The sequence below is a fragment of the Methylobacterium terricola genome (genome assembly GCF_006151805.1).
GTDB lineage: Bacteria > Pseudomonadota > Alphaproteobacteria > Rhizobiales > Beijerinckiaceae > Methylobacterium > Methylobacterium terricola.
Genome location: NZ_VDDA01000003.1, coordinates 248,049 through 260,156 on the forward strand (window position 1 = coordinate 248,049; position 12,108 = coordinate 260,156).

At 71.2% G+C, this 12,108-nt stretch carries 9 protein-coding genes; 6 read left to right on the forward strand and 3 right to left on the reverse strand.

Annotated features, from left to right (window positions below; genetic code table 11):
- Positions 1-202 precede the first annotated feature (202 nt).
- Complete coding sequence (locus FF100_RS08515) at positions 203-1,171, reverse strand: C45 family autoproteolytic acyltransferase/hydrolase (RefSeq protein WP_139035123.1); 969 nt, start codon at positions 1,169-1,171, stop codon at positions 203-205.
- A gap of 200 nt (positions 1,172-1,371) precedes the next feature.
- On the reverse strand, positions 1,372-2,265 hold the full coding sequence (gene gcvA / locus FF100_RS08520) for a transcriptional regulator GcvA (RefSeq protein ID WP_139035124.1): 894 nt from the start codon (positions 2,263-2,265) through the stop codon (positions 1,372-1,374).
- Positions 2,266-2,412: 147 nt separating this feature from the next.
- Between gcvA and FF100_RS08525 the strand changes: the two genes are divergently transcribed.
- Entirely contained in the window at positions 2,413-3,240 is an 828-nt protein-coding gene (locus FF100_RS08525; protein ID WP_205824811.1) for an EamA family transporter, read from the forward strand.
- A 4-nt stretch (positions 3,241-3,244) separates the two neighbouring features.
- Here FF100_RS08525 and FF100_RS08530 read toward each other — a convergent pair whose 3' ends face one another.
- Positions 3,245-3,865: a pyridoxamine 5'-phosphate oxidase family protein gene (locus tag FF100_RS08530; RefSeq protein ID WP_139035125.1), complete on the reverse strand. Its 621-nt coding sequence runs from the start codon at positions 3,863-3,865 to the stop codon at positions 3,245-3,247.
- Positions 3,866-4,145: 280 nt separating this feature from the next.
- Between FF100_RS08530 and repA the strand changes: the two genes are divergently transcribed.
- From repA to FF100_RS08555, 5 genes are all read left to right on the forward strand, one after another.
- A complete protein-coding gene (repA, locus tag FF100_RS08535) occupies positions 4,146-5,366 on the forward strand; it encodes a plasmid partitioning protein RepA (RefSeq protein ID WP_139035126.1) in 1,221 nt (406 codons plus the stop codon).
- On the forward strand, positions 5,363-6,394 hold the full coding sequence (gene repB, locus FF100_RS08540; protein WP_139035127.1) for a plasmid partitioning protein RepB: 1,032 nt from the start codon (positions 5,363-5,365) through the stop codon (positions 6,392-6,394). Before repA ends, repB begins: the two co-directional genes overlap by 4 nt.
- Before the next feature lie 302 nt (positions 6,395-6,696).
- Positions 6,697-7,788, forward strand: coding sequence for a replication protein RepA (locus FF100_RS08545; RefSeq protein ID WP_246101972.1), 1,092 nt, complete (start codon positions 6,697-6,699; stop codon positions 7,786-7,788).
- Between the two features lie 2,141 nt (positions 7,789-9,929).
- On the forward strand, positions 9,930-10,670 hold the full coding sequence (locus tag FF100_RS08550; RefSeq protein ID WP_139035128.1) for an ImuA family protein: 741 nt from the start codon (positions 9,930-9,932) through the stop codon (positions 10,668-10,670).
- Entirely contained in the window at positions 10,588-12,090 is a 1,503-nt protein-coding gene (locus FF100_RS08555; RefSeq protein ID WP_139035129.1) for a DUF6504 family protein, read from the forward strand. The genes FF100_RS08550 and FF100_RS08555 overlap by 83 nt, the downstream gene beginning before the upstream one ends.
- Positions 12,091-12,108 lie beyond the last annotated feature (18 nt).

Below are 12,108 nucleotides of genomic sequence, written 5' to 3' on the forward strand. Positions count from 1 at the left end.
AGATTCTCCCCCCACTGCGTCGAGCGTCATCGCGATCGTCTCGCCGGCGATCCGGCCCTTCGCATCGGCGAAGCCGGGAACGTCCTCGGCCACAGCCCCGACGACCTCGCCCGGGTCCGCGACCCGGCTTCCGGCTACCCGTCGGTGCCGTTCGGCAAGGACGTGGAACTCTCCGTCCGCCTCGGCGGAAGACCGGGCACGCTCAGGACGATTCCAGTTCACCATAATCGTGGGTGTAGGAGCCCTCCTCGAACCGGTCGAAGCTCTGGCTCCAGCGCCGGCCGGGCCAGAGGTAATCGACGCGGCCGGCGGCCGGCCGGTACATCGCGGTGTAGGCGGTCGTGAAGGCAGCCTTGCGCGAGTAGAGCGGGGGCGCGAAGAAGCGCGCCGTCAGCGTCTCCAGCGTCGCCGACGGGTCGGACAGCGCCTCATCGAGCACGCGCTGGCGCAGGGTCGAGCGGGAGGCGGGCGAGGCCCGCTCCTGATGGTTGGTGCAGGTCCGGTGATGCGTCACCGCCGCCGCGCGCCGGGGCCCGAGGAACACCGTCGCGTGCGCGCCCGTCCGGTCGAGGAGCGTGACGTTGTGAAGCTGCACCGCCGGCAGGCCGCGCAACGCCTCGGCCGCCTCCGCCACCGTGCCGCAGGTCTCCAGCACGTAGCGCAGCATCATGATGATGGCGAAACCCTCGCCCCGCCGGGCGATGCCGCCGAGCGTGCAGCTCGCCACCAGCCCGTCGTCGTTCATCCCGTCGAGGCACCCGCCCCAGGGCCGCTGCCCCATGCCGATCACCCGCCGGCGCGACCACGCGGTCAGCTCGATGCGGCCGGTGATGACGGGAAGCGGGTAATCGTAGTTGCGGACCAGCGCCGGGCCGTCCTCGCCGAGCCAGACGGCCTGGCTGCATCCCTGCCGGTGGGGGGCCGGACGGTAATGGCTGAGGATGCGGTGGGCGAGGTCGTCGTCGCCGACCATGCCGCACACCGCATCGTAATGCGGGACGAGCTCGGGCATATGGCGCGTGAGGGCGGCCCGGCACTCGGCGGCCGTCGGGGTCTCCGGCGCCCCCTCGCCGAGATACCAGCGCGCGGCCTCGTCCCGGCCATCGCGGAAGCGGGCGAGCCAGGCCGGGCCGGGCCGGTCCTCGCGCGCGGCGGTGAAGGTCTTCTGCATCCGGAGGGTTGTAGCGGCAACGCGCCCTCCCCGGCCATCGCTCCCCCGGCGGTGCGTGGTCGCGGATACGACATGCCCGCCTTGCGGGCGATCTCACTCCCCGCCCGGTCAGTCCGGGGCCGCGCCGCGGAGCCCGGACTGACGGTGGAGCATGTGCGCTCCGTCGCGACGATCGATGGAAGCGGCCGGGCCGACATCTGTCACCGTGCCCCGACCGGCTCTCCCTGCTCCAGGAGCCAAGCCAGGAACGAGGCGACCGGCTCGTCCACCGCCTTCCCCTCCCGCACATACGCGCAATAGGCCCGGGCCGGCAGGCGCGGTCCCGGGAACGGTGCGACGAGGCGGCCCTGCGCGAGGTCGTCGGCGATGAGCGCCGTCGGGCCCATGGCAAGGCCGATCCCGTCGAGGGCGGCCTGGAGCGTGAGATAGAAGTGGTCGAGGGTCAGGGCCGCCGCGGGCTGGAGGCCCGGGATCCCGGCCGCAGCGAGCCAGTCGTCCCAGAGCCGCGGCAGGCTCGCGCTGTGCAGCAGGGTGTGGCGGCCCAGGTCCTCCGGGCAGCGCACAGGCACCCGGTCGAGGAGGCCCGGGCTGCAGACCGGCAGCCGCTCCTCGGACAGGAACGGCCGCGCCGCGACGCCGTAAAAGCGATCCGGGCCGCCGCGGATGACGATGTCGTACGGGGCGGCCAGGGCTTCGAGCGGCTGGTTCGAGGTCTCGAGCCGGACTTGCGTTCCCGGATGCCGCGTGCGGAACGCCGCCAGCCGCGGCACCAGCCAGCGCAGGGCGAAGCTCGCCGGCGCATTGATGCGGAGCACGGCGCCCTCGTCGTGCCCGTAACACGCGGTCGCGGCGGCGATCCGGTCGAGGGCCGGGCCGATCTCCGCCAGATAGGCCCGGGCCGCCGGCGTGAGCACCACGCGCCGGTTGTGCCGCTCGAACGCCTTCGTCCGCAGCCAGTCCTCGAGCAGGCGCACCTGCTGGCTGACCGCGCCGTGGGTCACCCCGAGCTCATTGGCAGCCGCCTTGAAGCTGCCCAGCCGCGCGGCGGCCTCGAAGGCGCGAAGGGCGTTCAGGGGAGGCAGCGCGCGCCGCATGGAAACAGCGATCCCGGTCGGGTGAGTTTTCCTGGCAAGTCCGGTCCGAACAAATGGTTTGTCGGCGCATCTGGCAAGAGGCACCCTGACTCCAGATCCCTTCATCGAGGCGGCCGTCATGTCCCCATCCCCTCCCCGGGCCGCCCCGTGACGCCCGTCCTCCTCGCGGCCGTCACCGGTGCGGCGATCCTGCATGCGGGCTGGAACGCGGTCCTGCGCGGGGGCAGCGACCGGCTGTGGTCGATGACCCTGATGATGGTGGCGGTCGCCCTCGTCACGGCGCCGGCGTCCCTGGTCCTGCCCTGGCCGAACGCCGCGAGCTGGCCCTACGTGATCGCCTCGGCGCTGATCCATGCTGGCTACAACCTGTCGCTGGTGCGGACCTACCGCACCGGCGATCTCGGCCAGACCTATCCGATCTCCCGCGGCTCCTCTCCGGTCCTGGTGGCCCTGGGCGCGATGGTCTTCGCGCACGAGGCGGTCACCCTCCTGTCCGGCCTCGGCATCGCGCTGGTCTCCGGCGGGATCGTGTCGCTGGCCTTCCAGGGCCGGCATCTCCGGACCGGCACCCTGCCGGCGGCGCTGACCACCGGCGTGCTGATCGGCGCCTATACGGTGGTGGACGGGATCGGGGTCCGGCTCGCGGGCGACAGCCTCGCCTATGCCAACGCCATGTTCCTCCTCTGGAGCCTGACGATGCCGCCGCTCTTCCTGGCGATGCGCGGCCGGCCGCCGGCCTATACCAGGGCGGAGACCGCGATGGCGCTGGCCGGCGGCCTCGTCTCGATCCTCGCCTACGGCATCGTCATCGGGGCGATGCAATTCGGCGCGATGGGCGTGGTCTCCGCCCTGCGCGAGACCAGCGTGGTCTATGCCGCGATCATCGGTCGGGTTTTCCTCAAGGAACAGCTGACGATCGCCCGGATCGCCTCCTGCCTGGCGATCGCCGCCGGCGCGGCCTGCCTCACCGCGTGAACGGTCACCACATCGTCTGCTTTGCCCGCTCGGCCCAGGCCGCGTCGTAGGTCTCGCCGCCGACGCGGCCCTCGCTCAACTCGGCCAGAATCTGCCCGGGGGTCGGCAGCGTCTTCGGATCGACCTGGGCGTCGGCCCGCCACAGGCCGGAACGGATCAGCGCCCGGGCGCACTGGAAATAGACCTCACCGACCCGGATCACCATCACGGTGCGCGGCGCCTTGCCGTCGACGGCGAAGGACGCACAGAGATCCGGGTCGTCGTCGATCGCCGCCCGGCCGTTGACCCGCAGCGCATTGCCGATGCCGGGGATCAGGAACATCAGCCCGACCCGCGGATCGCGCAGGACGTTGCGCAGGCTGTCGATCCGGTTGTTGCCCCGCCGATCGGGCAGGAGCAGCGTGCGCGGATCGGCGAGGCGGACGAAGCCCGGGCGGTCGCCGCGCGGCGAGCAATCGAGACCCTCCGGGCCGGATGTCGCCAGGGCGAGGAACGGGGCCGCTTCGAGGAAGCGGCGGTAATGCGGCGTGATGTGGTCGGCGACCTTCACGGTCGAGGCTTCGCCCACCGCACCGAACGCGCCGTAGATGCGCTCGAGATCCGCCTCGCTCTCCAGGACCGCCATCGTATCGTCTCCGCAACCGGGATGGCGAAGGCGTTAAGCGATCGGTCCGGCGGTGACCATCGAGAAGATCGCACCCGTTCGTGAGATCCGCTCACGCCGCGAGCCTGGCTCGCTCCGGTTGCCAGATGGCAACTGGCTCTGCTTCGTGCGGGGTTGCCACCTGGCAACCGCGAACCGCGCAATCATGGTTAATGCCCGTAAACCAAAAACCGTTTGCCTCCCTACGGCCACGCTGGCATCGTCTTACGGAATTTTTCCGTGATGCGCTGTGGAACCGTAAATGCCCGACCAGCCGCAGGAGCAGGCGAGAGCCGCGATCTCCGACCGCCCCTCGATCACCCGGATCATCGCCGATGATGGCGGTGCGCTGTCGAACGAGCTGAACGCGCTCCGGCGCACGCTCTTCCCGCCGGCCTCGCACAAGCTGCTACGCTCGTTCTCCTCCGGCGAGGCGGCGAAGCTGATCGGGGTGGCGGATGGCTACCTGCGTCAGCTCTCGTTGGCGAGCAAGGGCCCGCAGCCGGAGATCGGCCCCGGCGGCCGGCGCTCCTACACGCTCGGCCAGATCAACGAGCTGCGCCAGCTGCTCGACGACGGTCCGAAAGCGAAGGGCTACGTGCCGCACCGCTCCGGCGATGAGCATTGCCAGGTGCTGGCGGTGGTGAACTTCAAGGGCGGCTCGGGCAAGACCACCACGGCGGCGCATCTCGCGCAGTACCTGGCGCTCCGCGGCTACCGCGTGCTCGCCGTCGATCTCGACCCGCAGGCCTCCCTCACCGCGTTGCACGGCTACCAGCCGGAATTCGACGTCGGCCCCAACCAGACCCTCTACGCCGCGATCCGCCACGACGACGAGCAGAAGCCGCTCGCCGAGGTGGTGCGCAAGACCTACTTCCCGGGCCTCGACCTCGTGCCGGGCAACCTCGAACTGATGGAGTTCGAGCACGACACCCCGCGGGTCCTGGCCGACCGCAACGCCGAGCCGTTCTTCGGACGCATCGCGACCGCGCTCGGCAGCGTCGCCGACGATTACGACGTGATGATCCTCGACTGCCCGCCGCAGCTCGGCTTCCTCACCCTCGGCGCGCTCTGCGCGGCCACCGCGATGCTGGTGACGGTGCATCCGCAGATGCTCGACGTGATGTCGATGTGCCAGTTCCTGCTGATGGCCTCCGACCTGCTCGGCGTGGTGCAGGAGGCCGGGGCCGACCTCGATTACGATTTCCTGCGCTACGTCGTGACCCGCTACGAACCCTCCGACGCACCGCAGACCCAGATGGTCGGCTTTATGCGCTCGCTGTTCCGCGAGCGGGTGCTGACCCACCTGATGCTGAAATCGACCGCCGTGTCGGATGCCGGCCTGTCGAAGCAGACCCTCTACGAGATCGGCCGCGAGAGCTTTACCCGCGCCACCTACGACCGGGCGATCGAAGCGCTCGACGGGGTGAACGGGGAGATCGAAGGCCTGATGCACCGCGCCTGGGGACGCGTGCCGGCATGAAGCGTAAGGATGCCCTCCGCGCCGCTCTCGGCGCCCGCTCCCAGGAGCCGCCGCCCGAGTTGCCAGTTGGCAACCCGGTCGAGCCGGTGGAAACCCCGCCCGAGGCACCGCGCCCGCTGGTACGGTCCGGCGCCGTCGGCGCGATGGGGCGCAGCCTCGGCCGCATCGCCAGCGCGGCGGCGGAGGCCCGCGCCATGGTCGCTTCCGGCGACCGGGTGGTCGAGCTCGATCCGGCGCTGATCGACGGCTCGTTCGTCAAGGACCGCCTGTCGGGCGATCCGGAGGAGCACGCCGCCTTCGTGGCCCTGATCCGCGAGCGCGGCCAGCAGGTGCCGATCCTGGTGCGGCCACACCCGAGCGCGGACGGACGTTACCAGGTCGCCTACGGCCACCGCCGCCTGCGCGCCGCGGCCGAGCTCGGCCGGCCGGTGCGGGCGGTGGTCAAGCCGCTCACCGACGAGGACCTCGTCGTCGCGCAGGGCCAGGAGAACTCGGCCCGGGCCGATCTTAGCTACATCGAGCGGGCCCTGTTCGCGATCGCGCTCGAGGATCGCGGCTTCGACCGCGCCACCATCATGGCGGCGCTCGCGGTCGAGAAGACCCAGCTGTCGCGGCTGATCGGCATCGGCCGGGCGGTGCCGCCGCAGGTCGTGGCGGCCGTCGGCCCGGCGCCGAAGGCCGGGCGGCCGCGCTGGACCGCGCTCGCCGACGCCTTGGCCCGGGACGGGGCAGGGGAGGTGGTGACCCGCCTCTTGGCGGCACCGGATTTTTCGGAGCTGTCCTCCGACGACCGCTTCGCCCGGCTGTTGAGCGGCCTCACCGCGCCAGCGCCGCGACCGGTGCCGGCCCCCGCGGTCTGGACCAATCTCGGCGGCCGGCCGATGGTGCGGATCGACCGCGATGCGAAGCGGACCCAGCTCACCATCGACGACACGGTCGAGCCGGACTTCGCCGCCTACCTGATCCAGAGTCTTCCCCAGCTCTACGCCGCCTTCGCCGAGTCGAAGGGCCGCGACGAGACCGATTAAGGTTCGACCCCGTTGCAAGCCGGTGGGACGAAGACTCACCGGTTAGACACACAGATTCACAGGAATCTGCCGCTCTGCTTCGGAATCGGCCGGACTCGACTCTGCCGATTCGGGTTTCACGCGTTAGGACTCGGTCAAACAGAGTCACGATGCGCGCCTGATCGGTCCGCGCATCCCCGTGCGGAGCCGCTTTGGTGGAGATGACAAACCCGCCGCAACGAGCCCAAGAGGCCGTAGGCCAAAAGCCATTGGGCCAAGAGGCCATCAGCCAGGAGGCCGTAAGCCAGGAGGCCGTCGAGGGCGTGCGCGATGCCGACCTCGTCGAGATCGTCGAGAAGGCGCGGGGCAGCGTCGCCTACAAGGCGACGCTCGCCTTCGTGCGTGCCAGCCAGGCCAAGCGCGACGCCGAGCTGGAAGCGCGCGAGAAGCTCGTCGTGCTCAAGGCCGAGGCCGAGGCCGAGCGCGCCCGGCTGCCGCGCAACGCCCGCCGCCGCGACATGGTCCGCGAGGTGATCGAGAACGAGCCGGCCGCACCCGAGAACATCCAGCACATCCACTCGGTGCTGGCGCTCTGCGGCCTGCCGTATCGCGAGCCGAAGGGTGTCACCAACGTCTCGCGCGAATACGGCCGCAATACGCTCGCCATCAATGCCGGCCGGCTCATCAACCCGGCGACCGGCGAGATGGAGATGCAGGGGCTGCCCTACGGCCCGAAGGCGCGGCTGCTGCTGCTGCATCTCTGCACCGAGGCGGTGCGCCAGCGCAGCCCCAAGGTCGAGGTGGCGCAGAGCATGTCGGGCTTCATCCGCGACATGGGATTTCCGGTCACCGGCGGCGAGCGCGGCACGCTCAAGCAGTTCAAGGAGCAGCTCAACCGGCTCGCCGCCTGCTCGATGCAGATCGGCCTGTGGGACGGCACCCGCGCCTCGACCCTCAACGTGCCGCCGTTCCGGCAGATGGACGTCTGGCTGCCGCTGCACAACCATCCCGATCAGGGCCTGCTGTGGTCCTCGACCATCACCTTCCACCGCGAATTCTACGACAACCTGATCCAGCACGCCCTGCCGGTCGACATCCGCGCCGCCCGCGCCTTTGCCGGCTCGGCGCGCAAGCTCGACCTGCTGTTCTGGGTCGGCTACCGGCTCTCGCGCCTGGAGCGGCCGCTGCGGCTCACCTGGGACAACCTCTACAAGCAGTTCGGCAGCGAGAACGGCTCGATCCGCTCGTTCCGCCAGGAATTCCGCAAGGACGTCGCCCACCTCACCGAGGTGTTCCCGCGCCTGCGCCTGACCCTCGACGACGGGGGCATGCAGCTGCTGCCATCCGATCCGAAGGACCTGCTGGTGCCCCCCAAGGCGGCGCTTGCGAATAAGCGAGCCCGGGCAAGGGCTTGATTCCGCCGAGTTCCCTACGACGGGGGAGGGGCGTCCGCCGGTGGGCGGCGGCGTGAGCGCGTCACGGCGCCGGCGCTGTGTTTGGCGTGACTGTATATAGGATTATTTTCTTTCATTTGGATGCATCCCTGCGATGGGGGATGTTCCCTACACCCCTCGCGAACCGTGGGCGGCGTTCTGAGGTCGCTCGATCTCGAACCGCCCATGCTTCGGAGCGTGTTCGATCGGGCAGGCTGGCCTGAACCCTTCCATCGTCATCCCGGGGCCGCACAGCGGAACCCGGGATCCAGGACCGCCGACAGTCCAGGGGCGAGCGGTCTCCTGGTTGCCGGATCCGGGAGCGTCAGCGGTCATGGATCCCGGGCTCTCGCCTGCGGCGCGCTCCGGCATGACGTCGAGAGGCGTCGGCGCCGGATCGAGGCTACGACGGTCATCCCCTCGCGCCTTGGCATCGACACGGCGATGCCAAGGCGTCCGGCGCATCAGCGCCGGCGCCCGTTCGGGCTTGCCTTGCGCCGTCGAACCGATCCGTTCGACGGCGCGGCGGTATCAGGCAGCGCTCGATCCGCCGGTCCTCTGCCGCGCTCCCCAGCATCCCGGGCTCCGCGTCACGGCCCGGAAATGGCCAGGAGGATGTGTCACTGGTCGATGTAAATGGATGATCGCTCATACCAAGATAAACGGGCTCTAAAGGCGAAAAATATCAAAATTATGCTGCTCACATCGTGGGCAAAGCTGGCCCGGCGAGGCCTGCGAGTCGACCCGGACTCGGCTCATCAAGCGAAGATCATCCCGAAGCTTCCGTCCGACGGCATCGCAGCAACCGACCGCCACCGCCTTCCCACGCCGAGTTGCCTACGCGTCGCCGCCGCCGGGACCGTGCCCGACCACGCTGAATCGCCTACGCGCGGCAACGGCTCCGTGGAATTCGGAATCGACCGCCTCGCCGTTGAGATTCCACGCCTTTTGCCGGCTTGCGGCCACGCAGACCTGCCTACGGGAGGTGAACGACTCCACGCTGACTTGCCTACGCTCTGCCGCGACCGGTCAGCCTCTCGGTAACCCTCCGGGCCGCGCTGACCGCGAGTCGCCGCCAAGTATTGCCGGGCTCCGGTCGGCGCCGCAGAGTCGAGGATGAGTCCCGGATCGGGACGGCGAATCATCAGCCCACGTACAGGCGAGCCGGTTCCACCGGCTCAAGCCTTGGCTCGACTCTTCCCCGGGGAAACGACTCCGGCTGATCTGGCCTTTGTCGAGGGAGGACTCAGGCTCGCGGAGTCTCCGACTCACGCCTTGGGGACCCAAGACTCTCGCGAGACTCCGGGGAGAGGGGAGGGGGCTCCCGCCTCGCCCGGTCGAAGGCCTGAGGGTCCCGCTGACGCGCCGCTTCCCCGGAAAGCCCCTAAATCTCGATCCTCAAAAGCCTTTTTATGAGAGATTCAGAATCTAGATTCCGAGTCTGAATCCGTAGAGCTATATGGGTATTATATGGGGTCGCGATTTCACGAGCCCTGACAAGGATTTAGCACCTGTTCGCGTAGGCAGGTCTGCGCATCCGCGTAGGCAAGTCGGCGCGGTCGCGTAGGCAGGTCTGCGCACAATCGGGGGGTCGGCGAAGGCGACTCAGCGTGAGAGCGTAGGTTACTCAGCGCAGGCCCCCGATTAACAGCTTGGAAAGCTGTGTGAATCGCGGATGGCGTCGCGTAGGCAACTCGGCGTGCCGCGGGAGGCCGCGAGACACCCCCGGACGGCGCCGGATTCGCAGGCCCGGAAGCCGGGCCGACAGGAGACGCGCCGGCAACCGCGGATTCTCCATCAGGAGGCCCGTGGAGGCCCGTTGCGCCCCACGACCGTTGTACGGCACCTGCCGGCCTCGAATCCAGCTCAGCGGCGATCCTGGCGGCTCGAGCAGGGTTGTCCCACGGCTGTGCCCGGTCGCGGCCCGCACCCCGTCCCCGCCCGATCCCCTTGGGCCACAGGGCTTTCCGGGCCGCGCCGGCCCCGCTATCCCCGCTGCCGTCAACAGGGCCCCGGTTTCCGCAGGCTCTGACAGTGATCCCATCCACAGCCCCGATTGACACTCCCGTGAAACCGAACAAAACAAGAACGAGTTGTTGCTTCGGTTCGGTGATGGGCATGAGATGCGGCAGGCCGAGCGGGAACGGCAGCTCGCGGCGTTGCGCGAGCGGATCGGCGGGCTGGCGCCCGAGGGGGCGGGCCGTCCGGTCCTGCCCTTCGGCGTCGCTCCCCTCGACGCGCACCTGCCGGGCGGGGGCCTGCGCCTCGGCGCGGTGCACGAGGTGCTGGCGGCGGGGCCGGTCGACGGGGAGGGCGCGCTGGCGGCCCTGTTCGTCGCCGCGATCCTCGCCCGGCTCACCGGCCCGGTCCTGTGGTGCCTGCCCGGGCGCGACCTGTTCGCCCCCGGCCTCGCCGCGGTCGGGCTCCATCCCGACCGGGTGCTCTACGCCGAGACCCGGCGCGAGACCGAGGTCCTGCCCACCATGGAGGAGGGGTTGCGCCATCGCGGCCTCGCGGCGGTGGTCGGCGAGGCCGCCCGGTTCGGGCTCACCCCGTCGCGCCGGCTCCAGCTCGCCGCCGAGGGCAGCGGCAGCCTCGCCCTGGTGATCCGCCGCCGGTCCGCCGCCGTGCCGGAGCCGAACGCCGCCGCGACCCGCTGGGGCGTCACCGCGGCGCCCTCCGCCGCTCTTCCCGTACCGGGCCTGTCGCGGGCCCGCTGGACCGTGGCGCTCCTGCGCGCCCGGGGCGCCGAGCCCCGCACCTGGCTCCTCGAGGCTCCCGATGCGAAGGGTCGTCTGCGTGTTCCTGCCGACCTGGCCGACCGATCTGTGGCGGCGCCGGCACGGCGGGAAGCCGCCGGATGAGCCGGTGGCGGCGGTGGCGCAGGAGGGCCCGCGCCGGGTGCTCACGGCCGTCGACCGCGCCGCCCGCGGTTTACGCCTGCGCCCCGGGCTGCCGCTGACCCAGGCGCAGGCCATGGTGCCGGGCTTGCACCTGATCGACGCCGATCCGGAAGGCGACGCGGCGGCGCTTCACCGCCTCGCGGCCTGGTGCCTGCGTTACGCGCCCCTCGTCGCCCCCGACCCGCCGGACGGGATCTGGATCGACGTTGCCGGGGCCACGCACCTGCATGGCGGCGAGGCGGCCCTGCTGGCGTCCTTGCGCCGCCGCCTCGGCCGGGCCGGCTACCGGGCCCGCGTCGCCCTCGCCGATACCCCCGGCGCCGCCTGGGCCGCCGCCCGCTGCCTGCCCCCGGAGACCGTGCTGCCGCCGGGCGGGCAGCGCGCCGTCCTGCTCGACCTGCCGCTCTGGGCGCTCCGCCTCGACCGGGAGACCGTCTCGTCCTTGAGCCAGCTCGGCCTGACCCGGATCGCCCATCTCGCCGAGCAGCCCCGGGGCCCGTTGCGCCTGCGCTTCGGCGGAGAGCCCGCCCGCCGTCTCGACCAGGCGCTCGGCCTCGCCCCCGAACCGCTCGCCACTCTGGCGCCGCCGGTGGCGCACGTCGTGCGGCTCGCCTTCGCGGAGCCGATCGGCGCGCCCGAGACGCTGGCCCGGGTGACCGGGCGGCTGACCGCGATGCTGGCCGAGGACCTGACCCGGCACGGGCTCGGGGCGCGCCGGCTCGATTTGGTGTTCCGCCGCGTCGACGGGCTCGACCAGTCGGTCAGCATCGGCACCGCCCGGCCGAGCCGCGATCCCCGCCACCTCGCCCGCCTGCTCTCGGAGCGGTTGGGCCACATCGATCCCGGCCACGGCCTCGACGAGGCACGGCTTGCCGCGCCGCAGGTGGAGCGGCTGGAGGCGCGCCAGCTCGCCGCCCCCGGCGAGGAGCCGGATGCGGACGCGATGGCCGAGCTTGTGGACCGGCTGGTGCTGCGCCTCGGGCCCGGCCGGGTGTTTCGCCGGGCCCCGGTCGAGAGCGAGTGGCCCGAGCGGGCGGTGCGCCGGGTCGCGCCCTTGAGCCCCGCCACCGGCGTGACCTGGCCCGCCGACCTGCCGCGGCCCGGCCGGCTGCTGCCGGTCCCCGAGCCGGTGGCGGTGCTGGCCGCGCTCCCCGATGCGCCGCCCAGCGTCTTCACCTGGCGCGGCACCCGCCGCCGGGTGGCGCGGGCCGACGGGCCGGAGCGGATCTTCGGCGAGTGGTGGCTCGCGGACGACGAGGTCGCGGCCACCCGTGACTATTACCGGGTCGAGGACGAGACCGGCGCCCGCTACTGGCTGTTTCGCGATGCCCTGACGCAAGAGGGCGCGCGCTGGTGGCTGCACGGGCTGGGGGAGGCGTGATGCGATTTACGCCTGATC

Excerpts from the sequence above, each read along its gene's own strand:
- FF100_RS08530 (WP_139035125.1), bottom strand. The coding sequence starts at position 3,865 with ATGGCGGTCCTGGAGAGCGAGGCGGATCTCGAGCGCATCTACGGCGCG.
- FF100_RS08555 (WP_139035129.1), top strand. The coding sequence starts at position 10,588 with ATGCGAAGGGTCGTCTGCGTGTTCCTGCCGACCTGGCCGACCGATCTG.
- repA (WP_139035126.1), top strand. The coding sequence starts at position 4,146 with ATGCCCGACCAGCCGCAGGAGCAGGCGAGAGCCGCGATCTCCGACCGC.
- repB (WP_139035127.1), top strand. The coding sequence starts at position 5,363 with ATGAAGCGTAAGGATGCCCTCCGCGCCGCTCTCGGCGCCCGCTCCCAG.
- FF100_RS08550 (WP_139035128.1), top strand. The coding sequence starts at position 9,930 with ATGCGGCAGGCCGAGCGGGAACGGCAGCTCGCGGCGTTGCGCGAGCGG.
- gcvA (WP_139035124.1), bottom strand. The coding sequence starts at position 2,265 with ATGCGGCGCGCGCTGCCTCCCCTGAACGCCCTTCGCGCCTTCGAGGCC.
- FF100_RS08515 (WP_139035123.1), bottom strand. The coding sequence starts at position 1,171 with ATGCAGAAGACCTTCACCGCCGCGCGCGAGGACCGGCCCGGCCCGGCC.